The following is a 23,284-nucleotide window of genomic DNA, read 5'->3' as shown; positions in this document are numbered from 1 at the left end:
TTCTCCTCAAGTCTTAGGCTTCCGGCCTGACCGCAGCACCTGCTGGTGCCCGGCGGCTTGACCGCGCTCGCCTAAGTCCTTATTCCCCCGACAGGTGAATACTCATGGCTTTTGTAAAATCCGCCGTCGCCGCTTATGGTTCGACGGCACTCTTTGTCCTGCTGTGGAGCAGCGGTGCAATCGTTTCGGAACTGGGACTCCATCACGCCCCGGCCTTCGCTTTCCTTGTGCTGCGTTTTGCCTTGGCGTCGAGCGTCCTTGCGATGCTGGCTGTATGGCGCGGGCGCTGGTTGCCAGCTTCTGGAACGCGTTTGCAAGTCGCGATCACCGGCGCATTGCTGACCGGTGGTTATCCGATTTGCTATCTGCTCGCGCTCGATCGTGGATTGACGCCCGGCATTCTCGCAACGCTCCTGGGCGCACAGCCCATCCTCACACTTGTGCTGGTGGAGCGTCGCTTGACCCCAGCACGCTTGGGCGGCCTGCTCCTCGCGTTGGGTGGTTTGTCTCTCGTTGTATTCGCAGCCGGCAGCGCTAAGCGCTTTCCTCTAGCGGGCGTGCTTCTCGGCGCGGGCGCGTTAGCGTGCATGACAACTGGCGCCATCCTGCAGAAGCGCCTGAAGCAGCAACCGATCGATGTCCTGCCGCTTCAGAACGTTGTTGGCCTCGTGCTCGCCATGTTGTTCGTACCGTTCGAGCCCGTCAGGTTCGTACCTAGCGTGGATTTTCTTATACCGTTGCTATGGCTAGGCATTGTGATATCTGTTTTCGCACAGTTGCTGTTTTATCGGCTGATGCGGGCCGGTAATCTCGTCAACGTGACGAGCCTCTTTTATCTTGTGCCCGTGGTCACCGCCGTGATGGATTACCTCGTGCTAGGCAACCGTCTTGCGCCTCTTGGCGTAGCAGGAATGGCGTCGATCCTTGCGGGTCTGGTACTGGTATTTCGCGCCACGCCGACAACGAAACGCTAAGCGCTAACCGCTGCATTAGCAACTCGAATACGCGGTTCGCATACCGGGTATTCGAGCCGAGTCCACAACTAGCCAGTACACGCCTGATCGCTTCGTTATATGTTGCCGAACATATCGAAAATTGTTACCGGCAATGACTCCACTACAAGAACGATGCCTCGCCACACGTCGACACCCGCGGCTGATCCCGGTGGAGACTATGCAAGGATGTTGTTTGCCAAAGCCGACACGGTACATCCCCAAGGCCCGCAAAATCCTGGAGAAAAAGGCGCAACAACTGGTGGGCGGCCGCGTGACGCGGGACGTGCCTGCCGGGAAAAATCCGGTCAAGTACTTTATGGAAACGCGGCGGGTGGATGTGTTTATCGGCTATTGCAGCTCACATGAAACGACGCCTGATACGAGCGTCACACAAGTTGAGTTGACGACAAATCTGGCCATCTCGGCCGACTACGGCATGACCGTGCTCGACGATTCGCAGAATAAGTCGACATGTGATGCGGCTTATCGATCGGCCATGTACCTGATGAGTCCGCAAGCGCAAGCCATATTGCCTCGCTACGGTTTCAGCGCGGTCGCGATGAGCTTACCTAGCTAGCAAGATGGGCACGTTCGCCGTCATCCGGTTCAAACCAGTCCGGATTGCGTTCGGCGACCGGCTTTAGCGAGACCAGTATCTCGCGCAAATGCGCGCGCATGGCTTCTTCCGCGGCATCGGCATCATGCGCTTTCAATGCACTCACAATGCGTGCATGTTGCTTGATCAGCAATTCAAGCGGCGACACTTCCGGCAAGCTCAGATAACGCACGCGGTCCATCTGAGCCTTGATGTCCTGAATAGTGTCCCATGCCGCCACGCAGTCAATCGATTGTGCAATCAGGAAATGAAAACGCTCGTCGAGTGCAAGGAAGGACGTGGTGTCGTGCGCTTTCGCGGCAGTCTTCTGATCGCGTAGATTGTCGGCAAGATCGGCGAGTTGCGCCTCCGTGATTTCAACCGCGGCCTTGCGAGCCACTGCAGCCTCGATCGCTTCGCGGATGAACCTGCCTTCCCGGACGCGTCGCGGTGAGATCTTCTTAACGAAGGTCCCTCTCTGCGGCAGCACCTGCAGCACACCCGATTCGACCAGCTTGATAAACGCTTCCCGAACCGGTTGCCGGGAGACCTGGAACATGTCTGAAACTTCCGTCTCGGACAGCGGCGTGCCCGGCACCAGCGCGCCCGAAAAAATGGCTTCACGCAAGGCACGAAAGATTTGCTTGCCGATGGGTTCGTGCGATTCAACGCGCAGCTGACCGCGCAGGTTGGGCAGTGCAACACGCGGTTCAATCGTGCGAGCGCGGCCACGGGCAGTGGCGGCCGGTGGCATGGAAGAAGCTGTTTTTTTGTTGCGACCAGCGCCGTCAGACGAAGACGCGTCACGTTGCAACGGTGCCGGCAAGACGTTTTTCGTGACCATGACGCACACCTGACCGAGGAGTAAAGAGAGGACAAGATGAAGCCTGGACTTCATCTTGTAACCTACCATACTACCACGCCATTGCAGCTGTTCGAAGCCTCTTGGGAGTTCTAAACCCGCTAGGAAACGAATGCGCGCCGCGCCTTCAATCTGTCGCCACGCGGTTCGCGAATCCATATCAGCGAGCAAAGCGATCCCAGCACCGCAACAGCGCCCGCCAATACGAACGCGCTGCCATACGCACCGTGAGTCGCTTGCACGATGAAGCCCGTCACCGCAGGTCCTATTACGCCGGCGAGGTTCGCCAGCAGGTGCACGAAGCCGCCCACGCCACCTACATTCTCCCGTCGGACGGTGTCCGCGATCACGGCCCAATAGACCGCGCCCGTGACGTACAGGAAGAAGATGGATACGGACATCAGCGCAACTGCCCCCTCCATGCTGACCACTCGTCCGGCAAATCCGACACACACGGCCGCGACCCCGAGGCAAACCGATAAAACGATCCGCCGCGCAAGCAACGGCTTACCCGTGATACGCAAGATCAGGTCCGTGATAAAACCGCCAGCGGCAAGGCCGATACTGCCGAGCACCCAGGGAATCACGGTCGCAATGCTCATGTCATGGAGCGACATGTGATGGGCTTCTGTCAGGTACGTGGGAAACCACGACAGGAAGAAAAACAGCACGTAGTTGTAGGCAAAAAAGGCGAACGCTGTTGCAAGGATGATCGGTTGCTTCAGGTAGAACTTCAGCCCCATTTTTTCGCCTTCGGGCGCATGCTCCATCGACGAAGCCTGCTGCTGGCCGGCGACAATCAACGCAAGCTCCTCGGGTTTCACGCGCTTGTCCTGCTGCGGTTGCTCAGTCGTGGTCAAGGTCCACACCACGAGCCACGCGAGACCAAGCACCATGATTGCAACGAACGCCCAGCGCCAGCCAAAGCGGATCGCCATGTAGCCGACCACCGGTCCCGCCAGCGCGCCGCCCAGTGGCGTACCTGAACTGATCACACCAATGGCGCTGGCCACCTCGCGGCGTGGAAACCAGTTGTTGACCATCTTGCTGTTCGATGAACTGAACGGACCCTCGCCCATGCCGAACAGAACCCGCAACACAATCAATGAAAACAGGCTGCTAGCCAGCGCAGTCGCTCCGCAGAAGAGCGACCAGATACCCATCGACGCGCCAAACACTTTCTTTGCCCCGATCTTGTCGGACAGCACGCCGCCGACAAAATTAAACAACGCATAGCCGATGAAAAAACTGCTGAACACGATGCCCATCTGCGCATGCGAAAAATTGAGGTCCTTCTGGATCAAGGGCGCTGCGATCGAGAGCGCGGCGCGATCAAGATAGTTGATCACGCCAGCAAGAAACAGCAAGCTGACCACGAACCATCGCTGGCTTCTGAACATGAATGTCTCCTGAAATACGCCTCTTTGTGATCGGGCGTTCGGGCAATGCAGTAATAGGGATTCAGTCGAACTGCAAATGCACCTTCATCGACTGGTTGCGGTCATGCGCCACTTCGAACGCATGGTTTGCATCCGCGAGCGGAAAGACATGCGTCATCAACGGGCTCAGGTCGATCTTCCCTGTGGCGATTTCTTCGGCGGCGACCGCGTATTCATCGGTGAAACGGAACGACCCCTGATAACGTAACTCCTTCGCCATCACGAGATTGGCTGCAACCGGCGACTGCCCTGCCGGCAGGTTGCCCACCTGGATCATGGCGCCACCCGCGCGTGCGGCCCGAAGCGCGGTGTCGAGCCCGGCAGGGCTGCCGGATGCTTCGATCACGATGTCGAAGGTGCCGCGCGACTGGGACCACGCTTCGACCTGTCCCTGGTCAGTGGCGAGTACGGTCTGATCGGCACCCAGGGCCGCGGCCATTTGCAGCGCTTTGCCGGCGAGGTCCAATGCGACCAGACGATGCGCTCCAGCACGCCGGGCGACCGATAGCAAAATGCAGCCTATGGGTCCGCAGCCGATCACCAGTACCTGGGCGCCGACCAGCGATCCAGCGTGCCGCAACGCGTGCAATGCAACCGCTAGAGGCTCGGCCATCGATGCCTGCGCAAAGTCGAGTGCGTCGGGCACAGGCACGCATTGGCGCGCGGCCACGGCAATGTATTGGCGGAACATTCCTTGCATGTGAGGGAACGTCGAAGCGCTGCCCATGAAGCGCATATTCAGGCAGTGATTAGTCATGCCCTTCACGCAAAACCGGCACTCGCCACAATTCAGCCCCGGGTTCACGGCAACACGCTGACCCACGCGCAAACCGCTCACGCCCTCCCCGAGCGCTGCGATTTCACCCGCGACTTCGTGACCCAGGACGAACGGTTCCCGGACTGCGAAATCGCCGCTCTTGCCCTTGAAGTAATACGACAGATCGGACCCGCAGATACCGCCTGCGCGTACGCGGATCTGGACCTGACCCCGTAGTGGCTGAGGTGCATCGACTTCATCGATACTCAGGCGTTTCGGTTCGTGAAGGACGGCTGCAAGCATGAGAAGCTCCGTTAAATAATATGCATGCCGAAGCACTGCACTTAGGGCTAGCGGCGCGCCGCAAAAACAGGGGATGCATGCGCTTCGCTGGAAGCAATAGCGAGTGGTTGCGTACCCCAGTCGTGAAGATCACCACCACGACGCAAAGGCGCCGTTTCAGGCAAAAGATAAATACACAGCGTGGACACAATGCCCAGTGCCATGACGTAGACAATCAATTCGACGGAGCTTCCGCCCGTGATTTGAAGCATCTTCACGGCCACCAGTCCGAGTACGCCGCTCCCGATCAACGATCCGATCTGCCAGATCAGCGCAATGCCGCTACAACGCACGCGCGCCGGAAAGAGTTCGGGAAAGAGCGATGCCTGCGGTGCATAGCAAAGACTGTGGCCGACTGTAATCGCGAGAATCATGACTGTCTGGATCGCCAGACGACTGCCGCTGTCGACGGCATGAAATAGCGGCACGACCAGCAGGACCTGCAGCACGCTGCCTGCAATAAATGTGGCGCGTCGGCCGATCCGGTCCGATAGTGCGCCTGCAAGCGGAATCGCGATCAGTTCAAGCGTGACTGCAACGATGATCGTCTGAAGCAGCAGGCTCTCACTAATACCGTGCACACGGCCGTAGGCCAGCACGATCATTGTGTACATCGCAAACGTGCAGGCTTCGATCAGCTTCGCTCCAACACCCTTCAGGATCGTGGAGCCGAATTGCCGGACGACTTCCACGACCGGGCGCGACTCGACCGCCTGCGTCTTGCGAATCTCCGCGAAGACCGGCGACTCCTCCGTACGCAACCGGATATACAGGCCCACGACAACCAGCACGATGCTGCCGAGGAACGGCAGCCGCCAGCCCCAGGCGAGCAGTTGCTCATGCGTGAGCGTGGCAGTGAGGATGGCGAAGATGCCCGCCGGAATCAGGAAGCCCGCAGGTGCGCCGAGCTGGACGAGGCTGGCGAAGAAACCCCGCTTAGGCGGCGGCGCATATTCGGCCGTCAGCAACACGGCGCCCGCTTGTTCTCCGCCAACGCCAAAACCTTGCAGTACGCGGATCAGGATGAGCGACGCCGGCGCCCAGATGCCGATCTGCGAATAGTCAGGCAGCAGCCCAATCAGGAATGTCCCAAGGCCGACAATCAGTATGGTGACGATCAGCGCCTTCTTGCGGCCAATGCGATCACCAAAATGTCCGAACACAATGCCGCCTAACGGCCGCGCGATAAAACCCACGGCGTAAGTCGCGAATGCAGCAAGTGTCCCGATCAGCGGGTCACTGCTCGGGAAAAATTTCGTGCCGAACACGAGCACTGCAGCCGTGCCATAGACGAGGAAATCGTAGTACTCGGCAGCGGTTCCTATAGTCGATGCGAAGGCGACGCGGCGTAACATCGCGCTACTGTTCTGAGCTGCCATTGCCTGTCTCCTTGTTATGATGCCGCGCAGTTAAGCCGCAGTTAAGCGCCGCAATTAAACACCGCCGCTCACCAGTTCCAGAGCGTGCCGTCTCCGAGTCGCGCGACCGGCAGGTAAGCCGGGTCGTAGGGATAGCGCGCCGCGAGTTCTTCGTCGATATCCACGCCATGGCCGGGTGCATCCCCGGGATACATCGTGCCGCGATCGAAGGTCCACGCATGGGGGAAAACATCAAGCGCTTCCTTCGGGAAACCCATGTATTCCTGCACACCGAAATTCGGTACCCACAAGTCGAAATGAAGCGCCGCGCCCATGCAGACCGGCGACAAATCCGACGGCCCGTGGCAACCGGTGCGCACCTGATAAAGCGAAGCGAAATCCGCAATACGCTTCAGGTGCGTGATGCCGCCCGCATGCGTGAGCGTGGCGCGAATGTAGTCGATCAACTGCTCTTCAATCAGTTGCTTGCAGTCCCAGATGCTGTTGAATACTTCGCCCACCGCGATCGGCGTCACCGTGTGCTGGCGAATCAACCGGAAGCCGGCCTGATTCTCGGCCGGCGTTGGATCTTCCATCCAGAACAAACGATGCGGCTCGATTGATTTACCCAGGCGGGCGGCTTCGATTGGCGTGAGACGGTGATGAACATCGTGGAGGAGATGAGTGTCGAAACCGAATTTATCGCGTACTGCTTCGAAGAGTTTCGGCACGAAGTCGAGATACTTTTCCGACGACCACGTTTGCTCTTCTACCGCGCCTTTGGTCGCCGGCTCATACATGCCCGCGCCCTTCGATACGCCATACACCGAACGCATGTTGGGCACGCCGCATTGAATGCGGATAGCCTGGTACCCCTCCTCCACATGCTCCGCATAACGGTCGAGGGCTTCAGGAATATCTCGTCCGGTCGCGTGCCCGTAGACCATCACGCTTTCACGCGACGCGCCGCCAAGCAGCTTGTACAAGGGCAGATTCGCGACCTTGCCGAGGATGTCCCACAGCGCCACGTCCACCGCGGCGATGGCGGTCATGGTCACCGGCCCGCGACGCCAGTAAGCGCCTTTGTATAAAAACTGCCAGATGTCTTCTATTCGTCCTGGATCACGACCGATCAGCAGCGGACACACGTGGTCTTTCAAATAAGACGCCACCGCAAGTTCGCGGCCATTGAGGGTGGCGTCGCCAATTCCATAGACCCCTTCGTCGGTCACCACTTTCAACGTGACGAAATTGCGTCCCGGACAACTGACGATGACATCGGCGCGGACGATTTTCATGGGGATTTCCTTGAGGTGCGATCAGTGGAATTGATGCTACCATACAAGTAGACTTAATCGTCAACCAAGGGTTTTCCCGCTTCAGGCTATTTAAAATGTCCGATAAATCCGTGCTTTGCCGCAAATCGCTCCCATTGATCCAGGATCATCTGCTGACGCCCGAGTGGCGCGATCCACGCATTGGCATTGTTCATTTGGGCATCGGAAATTTTCATCGGGCGCACGAAGCGGTTTATACGGAAGAGGCCATGCTTGCCGCAGGTGGTGACTGGGCAATCTGCGGCGTCACGCTTCAAGGCGATGTGACAAAGCGCGATGCGTTGATGGCGCAGGATGGCTTGTATAGCGTGGTGGAGCGTGGGGCGGAGGGTGTGAAGACAACGGTTCTCCGGGCGCTGCGTGAAGTCCTTGCGCTACCGCATGACCGCGCGCGCCTGTTCGAGTTGCTCGCCGACACCAATGTACGGATCGTCTCGCTGACAGTCACGGAAAAAGGCTACTGCCGCGATACGAAGACCGGCGATGTCGACCACGGCCATCCCGGCATCGCACATGATCTGGCGCATCCTGGCGAGCCCGGCACGGTACCGGGCATCCTCGTCGCTGCATTGAGAATGCGGCGCGATGCCTGCATCGCGCCGTTCACAGTGCTTTCTTGCGATAACCTTTCGCACAACGGCGCAGCATTGCGCCAGGTGGTCTGCTCCCACGCTCGCATGCTCGATGAAGCGCTGGCAAGCTGGATTGAGCGCGAAGTCGCCTTCCCGTCAACCATGGTCGACCGCATTGTTCCTTCGACCACGAACGCAGACCGCGATGCCGCTACCGCTGCGCTTGGGCTACGCGACGAAGCGCCGGTCCCGTGCGAGCCTTTTCGTCAATGGGTAATCGAAGATCACTTCCCTGCCGGACGACCCGCGTGGGACCAAGCAGGCGCGCAACTCGTGGATGATGTAATTCCATTCGAGCTTGCCAAGCTGCGCATGCTTAACGGCACCCATTCGACACTCGCGTATTTGTCGATGCTGGCGGGGTTCGAGACAATCGACGAAGCAATTTCATTCGGACCCCTGCGCACGCTTATCCATTCGATGATGACGCAAGAGATTGCACCGACTTTGAGTGTTCCGGCTTCGTTCGACCTCATGGCGTATCGCGATGCACTGCTGGACCGTTATGCGAACCCGGCGTTGAAACATCGCTGTGCGCAGATTGCCATGGACGGTAGTCAGAAGATTCCGCCGCGTCTTCTCGCAACGATTGCAACGCGCCTGGAACACGGCGAGTCAATAGCGAGGCTGGCACTTGGCATTGCAGCGTGGTTCGTTTTCCTGTGCGGACGCGCCGACGACGGGACGACTTTCGTTATCAGCGATCCGCTGGCCTCGCAGTTGACTGCGCTGGCTACCCATTCGGGCGACGATCCGAAAAGTCTTGTCGATGCGATGCTTGGTTGCCGCGATGTATTTAGTCTCGAACTTGCTTCGAACGAAGTGTTCCGGCGCGCTCTGATTGAAGCCGTCACGCAGTTGAAAACCGGAGCAAGATCGGCGATCGAGAAAACCAACCACAAGGCCTCCGAGACCAAGTCAGCGTCACGGCAAAACCTCTGAAGCACGAGGGACATTCACCCCCACCGCCTTGCGCCAGCGCACCGTCGCCAGCATGGACGCGACGACGATCAAACCACCGCCGACCCATGCAACAAGCGATATCTTCTCGCCCAGCCACATCCAGGCGAACAAAGCGCCGAATGCGGGTTCGCTACCCATCAGCAACGCAACGCGGGTTGGACTGCTGCGTTTGATCGCGTAGTTTTGCGCGAAGAACGCGAACAACGTGCACGCAAAAACCAGATAAAACACGCTGCCCCAAAACGACTCATGTCCGGCGAACGACGGCACGTGCTGCCACTGCTTCGGCGCAAACACAAGCGCCACCGCTGCACTGCCAAACGCGACCACACCCGACTGCACGGCCGTCACTGACAAAGGCGGCAGCGAAGAATCACGCATCACACGTTTCGTCACACAGACATTCAGCGCACGCAGCAAAGCGGCAAACAGGATCAGTGCATCGCCGGGATTTAACGCGACCGAACCGTCACCGGCAAGCAGCCATGCGCCTAACAACGAGAGCGCGACTGCTGCCCATTCAATCCGTCCGGGCCGGCGCTTGAGCAGCATCCACTCGACCAGCGGCGTCAGCACCACGCAGAGGCTAATCAGGAACGCCGCATTAGATGCGCGCGTCATCAGCACGCCAAATGTTTCGCTTAGGAAAATGCCCAGCAGCAGCAAGCCTGCTATAAACACGCCGCGCAGCGTTCGCGCGTCGGCCTGACGCAAACTTCGCAACGCCGGCGATAACATCACGAATGTAATGCCGAATCGCAGCGTCAGCAGGCCCAGCACCGGATAAAACACGAGTGCGCTCTTGACGACTCCATAACTGGTTCCCCACACCACCGCGACCACCAGCAACATGAGATCGGACAATAAGAGCAGGCGGTCTTGCTTGGGCATGATCGGACCTCAGTAGATGAGTCCGTATTGTCGAGCGTTGCACATGCGACGATAATCGGGTCGATGCGCAAAACCTTTATGTCGCAGATGCATTAATCCTGCGCCCCAACTCGCGACGGCCCGATGAATCAAACCGAACTCTTTGCATTGCTGCCCGACATGGCGGTATTCGCCCGTGTCGTCGATGCCGGCAACTTTTCCGTAGCCGCGCGCCAACTCGGCAGCACACCGTCAACGGTCAGCCGCCAGATCAAACGTCTTGAGGAAGCGCTTGCCACGCGGCTGCTTGAACGATCCACGCGCAAGGTGAAGGTGACAGAATCAGGCGAACAGGTGGTTCGATTCTGCCGCGACATCGTGAGCGCGGCGTCGGGCGCCGTGGATGCCGCCGGTTCACTGGTCGGCCGGCCGCAAGGGAAAGTCAGCGTGAGCGCGCCAACGGCCTTTGCGAAAACAGTCATTCATCCGCTCGTGCCGGGCTTTTTGCGCGCGTATGAAGAAGTCGACTTGCAGTTGCTTTATGCAGATCATGAAGTCGATCCGCTTGAGAACGATCTCGATCTCGTGATCCGCCTAACAGATCATCCACCGCCCGGTCTGGCGGGACGGCGGCTGGGTTCGGTCCGCTGGATGTTGTGTGCTTCGCCCGCGTATCTGCATGCGCGCGGTACACCCAAGCACCCACGTGATCTCACGCAGCACGACTGCCTTTATCTCGGCGAAACCGTCGACGACAACCGCTGGCGTTTTCGGCGCGGCACGGAAACGCAGACCGTGGAGGTGAGCGGGCGATATATAGCGAACCATGCAGGCGCGCGACTCGAAGCGGCGCAGCAGGATTTCGGCATTGCAAGCCTGCCGCAGTTCAGCGCAGCCGAAGCGTTAGAAAGTGGCGAGCTCGTGCAAGTGCTCGCCGACTGGGATCTCGAAGCACTCGCTTATGTAGGCTCGGTGTGGTTGCTGTATCCACCGAATCGTTTTCTTCCGCCCAAGGTACGGGCGTTGATCGATTATCTGGTCGAGCATATACGCGACAGCAAGTGACATTGGCTTGGCGCGTTGCTTAAACGCTTAAGGATGCGTTCTTGGGCCCGCTAGCCCATGTCAGAAGTCGAGCCGACCTAACAATTCATCGAACAGGATCATCACGTGCTCACGGAACGCCGGGCGAAGCTGAAGCCGTTCATACCACGCTTCCACATTCGGAACGTCGGGCCGCTTGATATCCAGTTCGAAGTAGCGATAGAGGTTAGACCCGACCGCAATATCGCCCAGGCTCAGACTGTCTCCTGCAATGAAGGGCCGCTCAGCCAGTATCCGGTCGAGAAGCTGGAAATGCTGCGCGCAACGAGCAAGATTCTCGTCAATGCTCTTCGCACTGCGTAAAGCCTCCGGCGTCCGGTAAAAGCCCCAGAACACACCTGTCAAGAAGGCCGGCTGCAAGCTGCTCTGAGACCAATCCATCCAGCGATCCGCCTGAGACCGCGTACCGGCGTTGTCACTCCAGAAACGCGGGCTGCCATAATGGACCGCGAGGTATCGCAAGATGCTGTGCGACTCCCACACAATCGTACCGTCGCCGCCTTCTTTAATGACCGGCACGCGCCCATGTGGATTCAGGGCCAGGAACTCGGCGCGTTGCGTCAGGCCGAAGCCCGCCTCCGGCGGGAATATGTCCATGCGGTAAATCAAGCTCGCCGATCAGCCACATGACCTTCTGAACGTTAGACGAGTTGCGCCGCCCCCAAACCTGAAGCATTGAACCTCCCCTGAGGTTGATTTCCGCTCACGCCTTGTTAGACGCCTTACTTAGCGGCCGGATAGAACCGGCCGCTCGTTACTAAGCCGCTAGGTCACTAAGCCGCTAGCGTGATCGCAGTCGAGAAATATCACCGAGGTAATTTCCAAGCCGCTCGATCCACTTGAACAACGGCCTGCGTGCGAGAGCATACGCGCTGGTCAGCGAAATTTCCGCGGCTATATTGGCGTCAGTGCTTATCCAAATTCGCTCGCCTCGCGCCACGCGAAGCACATCGCCCGTTTGCAACCAGTAGTCGTACGGCGAGAAAATGCGCGTGACCCAAACCCTTGCCGTTCCCACGCGCAATTCGGAATCGGACCGCACGCGCCATGAGGCGATCTGACCCGGCTGTATAACAAAACGAATGATCATCTCCGGCGCCAGCGCATGCGCTGACGCCGAGGTTTCGGGTGCCGCTCGGAAAACAAACCGCTCGCTTGATCCAACCATCATCTTCTCCGTCGATTAAACCGAAAGACGGAGGCACCACAAAAAAAAGGCCCAACCGCTTTTCGGTAGGGCCTGGTGTTTGCGCATCTGTTCCTATTTCCAATGCAAACACGTCCCCGATGAAGCACCCCAATGGGCGTTCATTCGTTTAATTGCTACCAAGGACGTTAACTTTTGCATAGTCTTGAGTGTCAGATATCGCCTAGAGCTTGTCAACAAATTTTAGGTTGTGGCTTAGAGCAAAGCGCAATAACACATGGCGATCCTAAATGCTCGAATGCTCCGGCTAGTGCCTGATAAGGGCTAATCTTTAGTTTCCGGCGGTGAACTGGTTAGGCCTCGCATACAATCGTCCTCACGCAGCAAAGCCTTGCCACTCGCTTGCCATTCACTTGCCATTCACTAAGCGCACGACCGCCGTTGTCTCGCCCGAACATGTACAAACTCGCTTCTCCACAAGAAGCCAGCAGGGAACGATATGGAGATTAAATGGATCGAGGACTTTGTTGCGCTTGCCCAGTACCAAAGTTTCTCGCGAGCCGCTGAGGTCCGCAATGTCACGCAGTCCGGTTTCAGCCGGCGAATCCAGGCGCTCGAACAATGGGTCGGCGCCGACCTGATCGACCGCAGCAGTTATCCGCCCACGCTGACACCCGCTGGGCGTCTCTTCAGGGAAGCTGCCGACGACATTCTCAACCGCCTCTTCGACACCCGCGCCATCATCCGCACGGAACAGCGAATGCCCGGCATTGGGCTGCAGATTGCAGCGGGCCACACTATTGCGCTGAGTTTTCTTCCCGCGTGGCTCAACGCGCTGACCGCCCAATTCCGCGATGTCAGGGCACGCGTGATTCCCACCAACGTCCATGATTCCATCCTGATGCTGGTGAACGGCAATTGCGAATTGATGTTTGCTTATCACCATCCCGACCTGCCGCTTCACCTCGATCCCACGCGCTATGAATACCTGACGGTGGGCATCGACACCTTCATGCCTGTCTGCAAGCCGAATCAAAAATCGGGGCCTTCCATGCGATTGCCCGGCACGGCAAGCCGGCCGCTGCCGCTTATCTCGTACACCGAGACCAGCTATTTTGGCCGCTGCCTGGCGTTGCTGCTTCGCCGCGCCAAGACGCAACCGGCACTGCGTCCGCACTACGAATCGGATATGGCGGAAGTGCTCAAGAAGATGGTGCTGGAGGGCGAAGGCATAGCATGGTTGCCGAAAAGCTCAATCCAAACCGAGCTGAAAAATGGCGAGCTCGTTCCGGGCGGCGGTAAGGAATGGGAGCTCGAAGTGGAGTTGCGTGTGTACCGCGACGCGTCGAATAAAAATGAGTTCATCGACACCCTGTGGCGCTACCTGCGCTCCTCCGCCTGAGAAAATTTATACGTGTTTACCCTGGTTATGCGGCTCTCGCATAACGACATGCTGAACCCGCATCGCGGGTTTTTTGTCCGCTTCTACTATCCGACCAGAGACGGAAAAGGCCCTCGCTAAGCCGCGCCAAGGCGCTTTTCGTCAAACCCATCGCACAGCGGCTCACGCTCATTCTCGTGCGAGATACCTCTGGAAGGATTGAAATGAAAAACCGGCTAACGCTTTATATCGTCATCGGCATGGTGCTTGGCGTCGTGATCGGCTATATCTGTCACCGGACAGCCGCGGATTCGAATGCGGCAAAAGAAATGGCCGGCTACTTCTCCATCATCACCGACATCTTCCTGCGGCTCATCAAGATGATCATTGCACCGCTGGTATTCGCCACGCTGGTGTCGGGTCTGGCGGGCATGGACGGAACAGCAGACGTGCGCCGCATTGGCATTCGATCAGTGGGCTGGTTTGTCTGCGCGTCACTCATATCGCTTGCCCTCGGCCTGTGTCTCGCCAACCTTCTGCAACCGGGTGCGAGCCTTCATATGGTCCAGACAAGTTCCGACGTCAGCACCGGCCTCAATACCGCAGGGCTCAGCTTCAAGGACTTCGTTACCCACGCGTTCCCAACAAGCATTCTCGACGCGATGGCGCGCAACGACATCCTGCAAATTCTGGTGTTCTCCGTGCTCTTCGGCGTCGTGCTGGGCGCGATCAAGTCGGACCCACGGGTGACACCGCTCGTGCAAGCTATCGACGCGCTCGTTCCCGCCATGCTCAAGCTCACCGACTACGTGATGCGCCTTGCGCCCGTGGGTGTATTCGGGGCGATTGCATCAGCTGTGACGTTGCATGGTCTCGATGTGCTGATGACATACGGCAAGCTGATCGGCGGCTTCTATGTGGGACTCGTGCTGTTGTGGGTGATCCTGATCGGCGCCGGCTACGCGTTCCTTGGCAACAGCATCTGGTCATTGCTCAAGGCGATACGCGAGCCGGCCATGCTGGCGTTTTCAACCGCAAGCAGCGAAGCCGCGTATCCGCGCCTGACGGAAAAGCTGGAAGCGTTCGGCGTCGACAAGAAGGTGGTGGGCTTCACGTTGCCGCTGGGATACGCATTCAATCTCGATGGTTCGATGATGTACCAGGCGTTCGCCGCCATCTTCATTGCGCAGGCGTTTGGCATCGATATGCCGATCGGCACGCAGATCCTCATGCTGCTCGTGCTCATGGTCAGCAGCAAAGGCATGGCCGGGGTAGCGCGAGGCTCGGTCGTCGTGGTTGCCGCCGTTGCACCGATGTTCCATCTACCGCCGTCGGGCGTTGTGCTGATCCTCGCGATCGACCAGATACTCGACATGGGCCGGACCGCAACCAACGTGATCGGCAACAGCATTGCGACGGCCGTGATTGCAAAATGGGAGACCGCCCGGGAGACGGCTCAACTCACACAAACGGAAGCGGTGATCTTCGACCAGTTGCAAGGCGAAGCAAAATGAATGAGAAGTCGAGCGAAAAGCACAAGCAACAACGCCGCTCTTTTGGCGTCATTGGCGGACTCGGCCCGCTCGCCAGCGCCGACATGTTTTTCAAGCTCATCAAGTCGACGCCCGCGACCGGTGACGCGGATCACTTCGATGTCGTCTTCGAGCAGCATCCGTTTCGCGGCGCCGGCGCGACCAGCGCCGCGACAGTTGAACGCAAGCTTTATATCTTCGATCTCATTCGTGCATTCGAAAAACGCGGCATCGAGACGGTCGTACTGCCCTGCTTCCTGAGCCACACTTTCATGGACGAGTTAAAGGCCAACTCGCCCTTGCAGATCGTGGACATGATCGAGGCAGTGCGACACTATGTTCGCCGCAAGTTCCGTTCAGTGCATCGCATTGGTGTGCTGGCATCCGACTACGCGCGGGGCAACGGTCTCTTCGAACGTTATTTTTTGGCGCCTGAATTCGACGTCATTCATCCGCGAATCAGTGACGGCACGGATCCGGTTACGCGCGCCGTATATGGTGAAAATGGCATCAAGTCTGGGCATTTGCTCGGTCAGCCGGTTGCTCTTTTGAAAGCCGCTTGCGAGGATCTCATTGCGCAAGGCGCCGAGATCATCGTGCCGGGCATGACCGAAATTGCACTCGTTGCAGATGAGCTAGGCGCGCTGAGCGTCCCGCTAATCGACTCGAATCTTGCCTATGCCCAATACATTGTGTCGGGCCAGTACGAATCGCCTGCCAAGCTATTCAAGGTCGGCGTGGTGGGCGGCGTTGGCCCTGCGGCCACGGTGGACTTCATGCAGAAGATTGTCAGCAACACACCAGCTAAACGCGATCAGGATCATATCAAGCTGCTGGTCGAGCAAAATCCGCAGATCCCCGATCGCACCGAGAACCTGATCGGCGATGGCCCGGACCCGACCATTTCGTTATATGCCACGTGCAAGAAACTGGAGAGCGGCGACGCCGACATAATCGCGATTCCATGTAACACGGCACACGCATTCGTACAGAGGATCCAGCCGTATCTCAGCGTCCCCATCGTCAACATGCTGACCGTGACGGTCGAGATGCTTCGCGATTCATTTCCGTCGATTAAGGAAATTGGACTCCTTGCGACCTCGGGAACGGTGGCGAGCGGCGTATATCGGCAAGCGCTGGAAGCACGGGGATTGCAGCAAGTCTTGCCGAGTCCGGCATTGCAGGCAAGCGTGATGAATGCGATCTATGGCACGAAGGGCGTAAAGGCGGGCTTCGTCAAAGGACAGTGTATGGACAACGTCTGCGAGGCGCTCGAAGGCTTAGCCGACGAAGGCGTCGAGATTGTGATTCTTGGATGTACGGAGTTACCGTTGCTGCTTCCAGGGACTCAATGGCTAAGCGCTCGCGGACGGACGATCACGCTAGTGGACCCAACCGATATCCTGGCTAAACGCTGCGTTGCGTACGCCACCGCAAAGGCCGGACTAATAAGGGCTGAGTCAAAAGCCGCGCACTAAAACATCAAGACATTGCGCCAGCCGTGCTAAGCCTTGATCTCCGCACGCAAGAATTCGATCAGTGCCTGCTGGACGGCATTGAGCGCACCACCAGAGCTCACCAACGCAAGTTCGGTCGGCGGCAAATCCGGCAGACCCGTGCAGATCCGATGTTCGGGAAGCACGGCGGTCGTAGGCAGAACCGACACACCAAGCCCTGACGAAACTGCCGCCTGGATGCCGGTCAGGCTATGACTCCCGAACGCCACTCGCCAGCGCCGCCGCGCTTTGTCGAGACCACGGATCGCGCGTTGCCGGTAGACACAACCTTGCGGAAACAGCGCCAGCGGGACCGGTTCATCCGTCAGTTCAACGCCTTCGCCTTTTACCCATACAAGCGATTCAGGCCACGATGCGAGGCACTCTCCGCTTCCCGGTTCGCGCTTGAGCAACGCAATCTCGACCTCGCCTGCCGCCAGCTTCCGCTGGAGATCGACACTCATGCCGCTTACCGTTTCAAGCCGTACGTCGGGCTTCATCTTCACAAATCCCGACAGCATGGCCGACATCCGGCGCGCGTCGAAATCCTCGGGTACGCCAATGCGAACCGGCTCAAGCGCCACGTCGCTGGTCAACGCATCCTGAGCTTCCCTCGATAAAGCCAGCAGCCGCCGCGCATAGTGCGCAAGCAACTCCCCATGCTCGGTGGCGCTCACGTGATTGCCGGTCCGGTCGCGCAGCAGCAGCGTACGACCGACTGCCGCCTCGAGCTTGCGGATCTGCTGGCTCACCGTCGACTGGGTACGGTGGACGCGTTCGCCAGCGCGCGTAAAGCTGCCTTCATCGACCACGCAAACCAAAGTGTTTAACAACTCGAGATCTAGCATGAGCCACCACCGCTTATTTGAATTTCGATTGACCTTTAGAGTTTAATTTAATTTCCAAATAACGCTCAATCCTTTTACGCTAGCGGTATCGACTCAGCTAAGTGAATAAATCAATGACTTTCAACGCGCTTGAAAACAGCCAACGGCCGCAATGGCTCACCTTCGACTGCTATGGCACCCTGATCCAGTGGGACGAAGGACTGCAAGCCGCCGTCCGCAAGATCTTGTCCGCCAAGCAAACGGCGACGATCGATCCGGCTCGATTTATCAGCATTTATGATCAGCATGAACACGCGCTTGAGCAAAGCTCGCCGCATCGGTCATTTCGCAGCGTGACCGCGGACGCGTTCGGTCTCGCACTCGATGAATTCGGCTTGCAAAGCGACCCGGACGATGCCCGAACGCTAACGGACAGCATCTCCGCCATGCCGCCGTTTCCAGAAGTGACCGCTGCTTTAAAGCGGCTTAAGGACATGGGTTATCGTTTGTGTATTGTGTCGAATACGGATGACGAGATCATCGCGGGCAATGTCGCGCAGCTTGGCAGGTTAATCGATCGCGTGGTCACGGCGCAGCAAGCAGGGGCTTATAAACCATCGCGGAAAATATTCGACTATGCTTTCGACTCGCTTGGCGTGACAAAGGACGATGTCGTTCATATCTGCGCCAGTCCGCATCTCGATCACGCCGCTGCGCGCGAAGTTGGCTTTCGCTGCGTCTGGATCGATCGTGGCACGGGCCGCATGCTGCTGCCGGATTACACACCCGACGCCACGCTTCCAACGCTCGATCAAGTCCCTGTGCTATTCAATAGACTCGGCTGGTAAATTTTCAAGGCAATCAATCATCATGGCTCACTCGCTTTCTATCGGCAGCAACTCTGTTCCCTCACGTATTGCGCGGCTCGATTCCGACGCCGTCGTGCAGGCACGTGTGGAGCTTGCCGCGTGCTTCCAGCTCGCGGCTCAACGGGGTTACGAAGAAGGGGTTTGCAATCATTTCTCGGCAGTCGTGCCCGGGCACGATGATCTGTTTCTCGTCAATCCCCATGGCTACGCGTTCAGTGAAATTACCGCATCGCGCCTGCTCGTTTGCGACTTCGAGGGACATGTGATCGCCGGTGATGGTCAGCCAGAAGCGACAGCGTTTTATATCCACGCACGACTGCATCAATCGAAACCGCGAGTGAAAGCTGCCTTCCACACGCACATGCCGAACGCGACCGCGTTGTGCCTGATCGAAGGACCACCGCTTTTATGGCTCGGGCAAACGGCGCTGAAGTTCTATGGACGCACTGCCGTCGACGAGCATTACAACGGGTTGGCTTTGGATGAATCGGAGGGAGATCGTATTGCAGACGCCATGGGCGACGCCGACATCCTGTTCCTGAAGAACCATGGTGTGATGGTGGCGGGCGCCAGCATCGCGGAGGCTTGGGACGACCTCTATTATCTGGAGCGCGCCGCTGAAGTTCAGCTTAAAGCCATGAGCAGCAACCAGCCGCTCAAGCCCGTGCCGCACGAAATAGCTCAGCGCACCTATGAACAAATCCGCTTGGGCGACGCACAAAGCGCCCGCGCGCACTTGGACAGTTCGATCAGAATATTGCGCAATCAGGGAAATGGTTTCGAACACTAGGCGTGAATAGTCGCGTGTCCGGAAGCGACAACACGCTGCCGCTTCCGGCCTGCCATGTCAGGACCAGCGTTCGGGCCATCGCCGGCCGCGCACAACGTTATTGAACAGCAAAGCGATCACTAGCAGCACGCAAACGCCGCTTAGGACCGGGACAAAAAAGAATCCTATTGAGGCGTTGCCGCTAAGCATGATCACCAGCGGATCAGCGCCCGCGGGAGGATGCACGCATCGCGTAAGCTGCATCAAGGCAATAGCGAGCCCAACGGACAACGCCATTTGCCAGATCCCCGGACCGGCGAACCAGAACACCGCCAACCCGACGGCAGTGGAAAGCAGGTGTCCGAATACGAGGTTGCGGGGCTGCGCAAATGGACTATCGGGTGCGCCGAATAACAAGACGCTCGATGCACCGAATGGCGCGATCAACAACGGACTGCTCGTCAAGTGCCCTAGCAGCGAGACCACGCCAATCGCCAGAAAACCACCCAGGAAACCAAATGCCGCTTGTTTGAATGGCGCTAAAGGAACTGGGGGCGCCGTGCGGGCGATCTGTTCGTTCATTGTATTTAAAGCCCAGGGAAATGCGCACGCCGGTCTCGATCAAGCAGACCAGCGTGCCCACGGCGTTAAGCCTTCTTGTAGCGGGCCGCCTCTTCCGAGCCCGAGGTCGCATTGCCTGCGCTGTACGAATGTGCGCCTACGCCCGCGAGACGTCCACCATCGACGATCAGATACTCTTCGCGAATGGGTTCATTAGCGAACCAGCATTCAAGGATCTCGCGCGTGCCTGCGGCGTAACGTGCCTGAGCTGAAAGCGTCGTACCTGACGTATGCGGCGTCATGCCCTGATGCGGCATGGTGCGCCACGGATGATCGCTCGGAGCCGGCTGCGGGAACCAGACGTCGCCTGCATAGCCTGCAAGCTGGCCGGATTCCAGCGCACGCACAATGGCGTCACGATCCACGATCTTCCCGCGCGCCGTGTTGATGATGTATGCGCCGCGCTTCATCTTGCTGATCATCTTCTCGTCGAAAAGATGCTCCGTTTCCGGGTGCAGCGGGCAGTTGATGGTCACGATATCGCAGACCTTTGCCATTGATTCAGCAGTAGGGTGCCACGTCGCGCCAAGCTCGCGCTCGACTGCTTCCGGCAAACGATGGCGGTCGGTGTAGTGCAGTTTGACGTCGAAGGGCTTGAGGCGGCGCAACACTGCCGCGCCGATGCGCCCGGCCGCCACGGTCCCCACGTTCATCCCTTCAAGATCGTAAGCACGCGAGACACAATCGGCAATATTCCAGCCGCCCTTCTTGACCCATTCATGCGACGGCAGATAGTTACGGACCTGCGACAGGATCATCATCACGACATGCTCGGCCACGCTGATGCTGTTGCAAAACGTCACTTCGGCGACCGTGATGCCGCGATCAATGGCTGCCTGCAAATCGACGTGATCCGACCCGATTCCTGCTGTCAGCGCGAGCTTGAGCTTGGGTGCACGAGCGATCCGTTCGGCGGTCAGGTACGCTGGCCAGAACGGTTGCGAAATAACGATCTCCGCATCTTCCAGTTCACGTTCGAACGTGGAGTTGGGACCGTCCTTGTCGGACGTGACAACCAGGGTATGTCCCTGCGATTCGAGGAATTTGCGCAAGCCTAGTTCGCCGGATACGCTGCCCAGCAATTCGCCCGGCTTGAAGTCGATTGCCTTCGGTGTCGGGGCGCTTTGTCCGTCGTGATACTTGGTGATGGCGGGCACGTCGTCCCGGGCGTATTTCTTCGGCATTCCGTCGACGGGATCGTCGTATAAAACGCATAGAACCTTGGCCATGTCTGTCTCACTCCACTCTGATTTGGATAACACCAGCGCCGATGTTGCGGCTCCGACTTGGTCGATACGTGGGCTGGCACGTCGACCGAGGACAGTGTCGCGAAGCCTGTGCGAAGGGTCCAATCGTTTGGATGGATCAGGCGATAAGCGGTTCTTATGATGGCTCGCGTGGAACGTTGTTGGTGTTTTGATTTTGAATTCGTTCGCACTCGGACGGGGATGGGGCGGGTTTGGGCGGGGTGGGTTTTCAGCGTTAGCGGTCGGGTTCAATGCCGGGTTGCTGCTCTCCAGGCCTTCGCGCGTTTTATGTTGGCTCATTTCTTTATCACTATTAGCCACTGCGCGTGGCGGCGCGTCATTTCTTTGTCCAAAGCGACAAAGAAACGAAGCAAAGAAAACGCTTTCACCTCTCTAAAAATTAAGTGTCCACAGCGTGCAGTTTTATTTCATTGGTACCCGAAAAGCACGGTGCTCGCCAGAGCACCGGATGTGTGAACCCCTCCTTCTCGCGAATCCTGACAGTAAAACGCTTCGCCCCGTACGCTCTCGGGCAAGCACCCTTGCCCCACGAATCCGCACGGCCCCACCCGTACTCGCCGCTGTGGTGCTTCGCGGGTTAGCTAAGAGTTTGCATTGTTATTTGCCGGGTTAGGCCTTATGCATTCTGCAGGTGGTTTAAAAAATGATTCGGCATGCGTACCAATTCGGTGGAAGGTTTTCCGCGGATAGCGCGGGGCGCTCCTTGGGCAGGTTCAGTCGCTAGTGCTAGCCCGAGAGCGTACGGGGCGAAGCGTTTTACTGTCAGGATTCGCGAGAAGGAGGGGTTCACACATCCTGTGCTCTGGCGAGCACCGTGCTTTTGGGGCACCCATGAATCAAAACTGCACGCTGTGGACACTTAGGGTAGTGCTGTTAAAAGCGCTTTCTTTGCTTCGTTTCTTTGTCGCTTTGGACAAAGAAATGACGCGCCGCCACGCGCAGTGGCTAATAGTGATAAAGAAAACAGCTAACGTAAAACGCGCAAAAACCTGGAAAGCAGCAACCCAGCACTGACCCCGACCTCCAACCTCAAAAACCTGGCCCCCCAACCGCTAACGACCGCGCCGAACAACAAAACATCGGCCCAACGCCAACCCACCTACAGAACAACCGCGCAAGCACATTAAACAGTGACCAGGCCCGACGAAACACGGGCCGCCTCCGGCAACAATGCGTCAAACTCTCGTTGCAGATCAAGTTGCTCGGCCGCTTTCCATATGGCGGCAACAAGTGGCGGCAGCGTATTACGATTGCGCGCAATAAGACCAATTCCACGCGTCAACTCCGGCAATAAAAGCGATGCACGCACGCCACTGCCCGCAGGCAGGACACTCAGAAGGCTATGCGGAAACACACTGAACAGTCCAGCATGCTGAACGTGCGCATAGAGAGACAGAAGCGAGTCGGTTTCCAAAACGACCCTAGGCTGGACGCTCTCGCGCCGAAACGCAGCATTGATCACCTGCCGGTTCTGCATGGTGGCGGTCAACAGCCCGAGCGGTAATCCATCCACATTGCTCCATTGCACCGTGCCTGCATCGAACCTCTCGCCCGCGCCCGGAGGCGACAACACCAGATAGCGTTCGAAATAGAGCGGCAATACGCTGAACCCCGCCTGCACCTGCTCGTCGAGATACGTCAGGCCAACATCGAGTTCATGCTCGTCCAGCTGACGCAGGATGGAATCAGAGCTGAGCGAGCGCACCTCGTAGTGCATATGCGGATGCTCACGCATGCACGGCGCAAGCATGCTGGTGGTCACCGGCATGACGGTCGGAATCGCGCCAATACGAAGTGTCCCGATCAGGTTAACCTGCGCGGCGGACGCATCCTGCCGCATGTTCTGAAGCGACGCGAGCGTTTGCCTCGCCCAGCCAAGCACACGCTCACCATCCTCGGTGAAACCTACGAAGCGCCGTGTCCGCTCGACAATCACCAGCCCTAGTTCGGCCTCCAGCGTACGAATGGCCGACGACAGCGCGGGCTGGGAAACGTGACAGGCTTCTGCTGCGCGCGCGAAATGTTTTTCGCGCGCCAACGTGACGAGATACTCAAGTTGCCGAATGAACATTGCGTCCTTTGTTAGCGTTTCTTCGCCGACCTTACCGACCTTACCGACG

At 58.2% G+C, this 23,284-nt stretch carries 22 protein-coding genes; 10 read left to right on the top strand and 12 right to left on the bottom strand.

Annotated elements, in window-relative coordinates; genetic code table 11:
- Nucleotides 1-104 precede the first annotated feature (104 nt).
- Nucleotides 105-974, top strand: coding sequence for a DMT family transporter (locus tag ACSQ83_RS09470; protein ID WP_436227954.1), 870 nt, complete (start codon nucleotides 105-107; stop codon nucleotides 972-974).
- Between the two features lie 214 nt (nucleotides 975-1,188).
- Nucleotides 1,189-1,572 (top strand): substrate-binding domain-containing protein, encoded by a 384-nt coding sequence (locus ACSQ83_RS09465; protein ID WP_436227953.1) that lies wholly within the window; start codon nucleotides 1,189-1,191, stop codon nucleotides 1,570-1,572.
- Here the strand turns inward: ACSQ83_RS09465 and ACSQ83_RS09460 are convergent.
- The 5 genes from ACSQ83_RS09460 to manD form a co-directional block, all read right to left on the bottom strand.
- Complete coding sequence (locus ACSQ83_RS09460; protein WP_414968708.1) at nucleotides 1,565-2,344, bottom strand: GntR family transcriptional regulator; 780 nt, start codon at nucleotides 2,342-2,344, stop codon at nucleotides 1,565-1,567. The two genes, ACSQ83_RS09465 and ACSQ83_RS09460, sit on opposite strands and share 8 nt — an antisense overlap.
- Nucleotides 2,345-2,553: 209 nt before the next feature.
- A complete protein-coding gene (locus tag ACSQ83_RS09455; RefSeq protein WP_414953129.1) occupies nucleotides 2,554-3,852 on the bottom strand; it encodes an MFS transporter in 1,299 nt (432 codons plus the stop codon).
- A 61-nt stretch (nucleotides 3,853-3,913) separates the two neighbouring features.
- Nucleotides 3,914-4,951, bottom strand: coding sequence for an L-idonate 5-dehydrogenase (locus ACSQ83_RS09450; RefSeq protein WP_436227952.1), 1,038 nt, complete (start codon nucleotides 4,949-4,951; stop codon nucleotides 3,914-3,916).
- Between the two features lie 47 nt (nucleotides 4,952-4,998).
- A complete protein-coding gene (locus ACSQ83_RS09445) occupies nucleotides 4,999-6,369 on the bottom strand; it encodes an MFS transporter (RefSeq protein ID WP_436227951.1) in 1,371 nt (456 codons plus the stop codon).
- 68 nt (nucleotides 6,370-6,437) lie between these two features.
- Nucleotides 6,438-7,646: a D-mannonate dehydratase ManD gene (gene manD, locus ACSQ83_RS09440; protein WP_414953126.1), complete on the bottom strand. Its 1,209-nt coding sequence runs from the start codon at nucleotides 7,644-7,646 to the stop codon at nucleotides 6,438-6,440.
- A 95-nt stretch (nucleotides 7,647-7,741) separates the two neighbouring features.
- Here manD and ACSQ83_RS09435 point away from each other — a divergent pair, with 95 nt between their 5' ends.
- Complete coding sequence (locus ACSQ83_RS09435; RefSeq protein WP_436227950.1) at nucleotides 7,742-9,259, top strand: mannitol dehydrogenase family protein; 1,518 nt, start codon at nucleotides 7,742-7,744, stop codon at nucleotides 9,257-9,259.
- On the opposite strand, the gene ACSQ83_RS09430 is transcribed toward ACSQ83_RS09435, so the two are convergent.
- Nucleotides 9,242-10,171 (bottom strand): DMT family transporter, encoded by a 930-nt coding sequence (locus ACSQ83_RS09430; protein ID WP_436227949.1) that lies wholly within the window; start codon nucleotides 10,169-10,171, stop codon nucleotides 9,242-9,244. The genes ACSQ83_RS09435 and ACSQ83_RS09430 overlap by 18 nt on opposite strands.
- Nucleotides 10,172-10,294: 123 nt before the next feature.
- Between ACSQ83_RS09430 and ACSQ83_RS09425 the strand changes: the two genes are divergently transcribed.
- A complete protein-coding gene (locus ACSQ83_RS09425) occupies nucleotides 10,295-11,215 on the top strand; it encodes a LysR family transcriptional regulator (RefSeq protein ID WP_414953123.1) in 921 nt (306 codons plus the stop codon).
- Nucleotides 11,216-11,275: 60 nt separating this feature from the next.
- Here the strand turns inward: ACSQ83_RS09425 and ACSQ83_RS09420 are convergent, their stop codons facing one another.
- Both ACSQ83_RS09420 and ACSQ83_RS09415 read right to left on the bottom strand, forming a co-directional pair.
- Nucleotides 11,276-11,851: a glutathione binding-like protein gene (locus ACSQ83_RS09420; protein WP_436227948.1), complete on the bottom strand. Its 576-nt coding sequence runs from the start codon at nucleotides 11,849-11,851 to the stop codon at nucleotides 11,276-11,278.
- A 184-nt stretch (nucleotides 11,852-12,035) separates the two neighbouring features.
- Nucleotides 12,036-12,344 carry a DUF2917 domain-containing protein gene (locus ACSQ83_RS09415; RefSeq protein ID WP_436228072.1) on the bottom strand — a complete coding sequence of 103 codons (309 nt, stop codon included), beginning with the start codon at nucleotides 12,342-12,344 and terminating at the stop codon, nucleotides 12,036-12,038.
- Between the two features lie 556 nt (nucleotides 12,345-12,900).
- On the opposite strand from ACSQ83_RS09415, the gene ACSQ83_RS09410 reads away from it, so the two are divergent.
- From ACSQ83_RS09410 to ACSQ83_RS09400, 3 genes are all read left to right on the top strand, one after another.
- Nucleotides 12,901-13,803 (top strand): LysR substrate-binding domain-containing protein, encoded by a 903-nt coding sequence (locus ACSQ83_RS09410; RefSeq protein WP_414954722.1) that lies wholly within the window; start codon nucleotides 12,901-12,903, stop codon nucleotides 13,801-13,803.
- A gap of 203 nt (nucleotides 13,804-14,006) precedes the next feature.
- Entirely contained in the window at nucleotides 14,007-15,296 is a 1,290-nt protein-coding gene (locus ACSQ83_RS09405; protein WP_436227947.1) for a dicarboxylate/amino acid:cation symporter, read from the top strand.
- Nucleotides 15,293-16,792, top strand: coding sequence for an aspartate/glutamate racemase family protein (locus ACSQ83_RS09400; protein ID WP_436227946.1), 1,500 nt, complete (start codon nucleotides 15,293-15,295; stop codon nucleotides 16,790-16,792). The genes ACSQ83_RS09405 and ACSQ83_RS09400 overlap by 4 nt, the downstream gene beginning before the upstream one ends.
- Nucleotides 16,793-16,818: 26 nt before the next feature.
- Here ACSQ83_RS09400 and ACSQ83_RS09395 read toward each other — a convergent pair whose 3' ends face one another.
- Entirely contained in the window at nucleotides 16,819-17,658 is an 840-nt protein-coding gene (locus tag ACSQ83_RS09395) for a LysR family transcriptional regulator (RefSeq protein WP_436227945.1), read from the bottom strand.
- A gap of 113 nt (nucleotides 17,659-17,771) precedes the next feature.
- On the opposite strand from ACSQ83_RS09395, the gene ACSQ83_RS09390 reads away from it, so the two are divergent.
- Entirely contained in the window at nucleotides 17,772-18,485 is a 714-nt protein-coding gene (locus ACSQ83_RS09390; protein ID WP_436227944.1) for a haloacid dehalogenase type II, read from the top strand.
- Nucleotides 18,486-18,507: 22 nt separating this feature from the next.
- Nucleotides 18,508-19,296, top strand: coding sequence for an aldolase (locus ACSQ83_RS09385; RefSeq protein ID WP_436227943.1), 789 nt, complete (start codon nucleotides 18,508-18,510; stop codon nucleotides 19,294-19,296).
- A gap of 57 nt (nucleotides 19,297-19,353) precedes the next feature.
- Here ACSQ83_RS09385 and ACSQ83_RS09380 read toward each other — a convergent pair whose 3' ends face one another.
- Together ACSQ83_RS09380 and ACSQ83_RS09375 are read right to left on the bottom strand one after the other, a co-directional pair.
- On the bottom strand, nucleotides 19,354-19,857 hold the full coding sequence (locus ACSQ83_RS09380; protein WP_414954717.1) for an HPP family protein: 504 nt from the start codon (nucleotides 19,855-19,857) through the stop codon (nucleotides 19,354-19,356).
- A 65-nt stretch (nucleotides 19,858-19,922) separates the two neighbouring features.
- Nucleotides 19,923-21,125: an NAD-dependent formate dehydrogenase gene (locus tag ACSQ83_RS09375; protein WP_436227942.1), complete on the bottom strand. Its 1,203-nt coding sequence runs from the start codon at nucleotides 21,123-21,125 to the stop codon at nucleotides 19,923-19,925.
- Nucleotides 21,126-21,995: 870 nt separating this feature from the next.
- Between ACSQ83_RS09375 and ACSQ83_RS09370 the strand changes: the two genes are divergently transcribed.
- Nucleotides 21,996-22,178: a hypothetical protein gene (locus tag ACSQ83_RS09370; protein WP_414954715.1), complete on the top strand. Its 183-nt coding sequence runs from the start codon at nucleotides 21,996-21,998 to the stop codon at nucleotides 22,176-22,178.
- A 109-nt stretch (nucleotides 22,179-22,287) separates the two neighbouring features.
- Here the strand turns inward: ACSQ83_RS09370 and ACSQ83_RS09365 are convergent, their stop codons facing one another.
- Nucleotides 22,288-23,235, bottom strand: a complete 948-nt coding sequence (locus ACSQ83_RS09365; protein WP_436227941.1) for a LysR family transcriptional regulator — start codon at nucleotides 23,233-23,235, stop codon at nucleotides 22,288-22,290.
- Nucleotides 23,236-23,284: the final 49 nt, after the last annotated feature.

It is taken from the genome of Caballeronia sp. LjRoot29, from assembly GCF_964252755.1.
Classification (GTDB): domain Bacteria; phylum Pseudomonadota; class Gammaproteobacteria; order Burkholderiales; family Burkholderiaceae; genus Caballeronia.
This window is presented reverse-complemented; position numbering and strand designations above follow the sequence as displayed.

Coding starts and splice junctions, on each gene's coding strand:
- ACSQ83_RS09470 (WP_436227954.1), top strand. CDS start 105: ATGGCTTTTGTAAAATCCGCCGTCGCCGCTTATGGTTCGACGGCACTC.
- ACSQ83_RS09460 (WP_414968708.1), bottom strand. CDS start 2,344: ATGCCACCGGCCGCCACTGCCCGTGGCCGCGCTCGCACGATTGAACCG.
- ACSQ83_RS09455 (WP_414953129.1), bottom strand. CDS start 3,852: ATGTTCAGAAGCCAGCGATGGTTCGTGGTCAGCTTGCTGTTTCTTGCT.
- ACSQ83_RS09450 (WP_436227952.1), bottom strand. CDS start 4,951: ATGCTTGCAGCCGTCCTTCACGAACCGAAACGCCTGAGTATCGATGAA.
- ACSQ83_RS09445 (WP_436227951.1), bottom strand. CDS start 6,369: ATGGCAGCTCAGAACAGTAGCGCGATGTTACGCCGCGTCGCCTTCGCA.
- manD (WP_414953126.1), bottom strand. CDS start 7,646: ATGAAAATCGTCCGCGCCGATGTCATCGTCAGTTGTCCGGGACGCAAT.
- ACSQ83_RS09435 (WP_436227950.1), top strand. CDS start 7,742: ATGTCCGATAAATCCGTGCTTTGCCGCAAATCGCTCCCATTGATCCAG.
- ACSQ83_RS09430 (WP_436227949.1), bottom strand. CDS start 10,171: ATGCCCAAGCAAGACCGCCTGCTCTTATTGTCCGATCTCATGTTGCTG.
- ACSQ83_RS09425 (WP_414953123.1), top strand. CDS start 10,295: ATGAATCAAACCGAACTCTTTGCATTGCTGCCCGACATGGCGGTATTC.
- ACSQ83_RS09420 (WP_436227948.1), bottom strand. CDS start 11,851: ATGGACATATTCCCGCCGGAGGCGGGCTTCGGCCTGACGCAACGCGCC.
- ACSQ83_RS09415 (WP_436228072.1), bottom strand. CDS start 12,344: ATGATCATTCGTTTTGTTATACAGCCGGGTCAGATCGCCTCATGGCGC.
- ACSQ83_RS09410 (WP_414954722.1), top strand. CDS start 12,901: ATGGAGATTAAATGGATCGAGGACTTTGTTGCGCTTGCCCAGTACCAA.
- ACSQ83_RS09405 (WP_436227947.1), top strand. CDS start 14,007: ATGAAAAACCGGCTAACGCTTTATATCGTCATCGGCATGGTGCTTGGC.
- ACSQ83_RS09400 (WP_436227946.1), top strand. CDS start 15,293: ATGAATGAGAAGTCGAGCGAAAAGCACAAGCAACAACGCCGCTCTTTT.
- ACSQ83_RS09395 (WP_436227945.1), bottom strand. CDS start 17,658: ATGCTAGATCTCGAGTTGTTAAACACTTTGGTTTGCGTGGTCGATGAA.
- ACSQ83_RS09390 (WP_436227944.1), top strand. CDS start 17,772: ATGACTTTCAACGCGCTTGAAAACAGCCAACGGCCGCAATGGCTCACC.
- ACSQ83_RS09385 (WP_436227943.1), top strand. CDS start 18,508: ATGGCTCACTCGCTTTCTATCGGCAGCAACTCTGTTCCCTCACGTATT.
- ACSQ83_RS09380 (WP_414954717.1), bottom strand. CDS start 19,857: ATGAACGAACAGATCGCCCGCACGGCGCCCCCAGTTCCTTTAGCGCCA.
- ACSQ83_RS09375 (WP_436227942.1), bottom strand. CDS start 21,125: ATGGCCAAGGTTCTATGCGTTTTATACGACGATCCCGTCGACGGAATG.
- ACSQ83_RS09370 (WP_414954715.1), top strand. CDS start 21,996: ATGAATCAAAACTGCACGCTGTGGACACTTAGGGTAGTGCTGTTAAAA.
- ACSQ83_RS09365 (WP_436227941.1), bottom strand. CDS start 23,235: ATGTTCATTCGGCAACTTGAGTATCTCGTCACGTTGGCGCGCGAAAAA.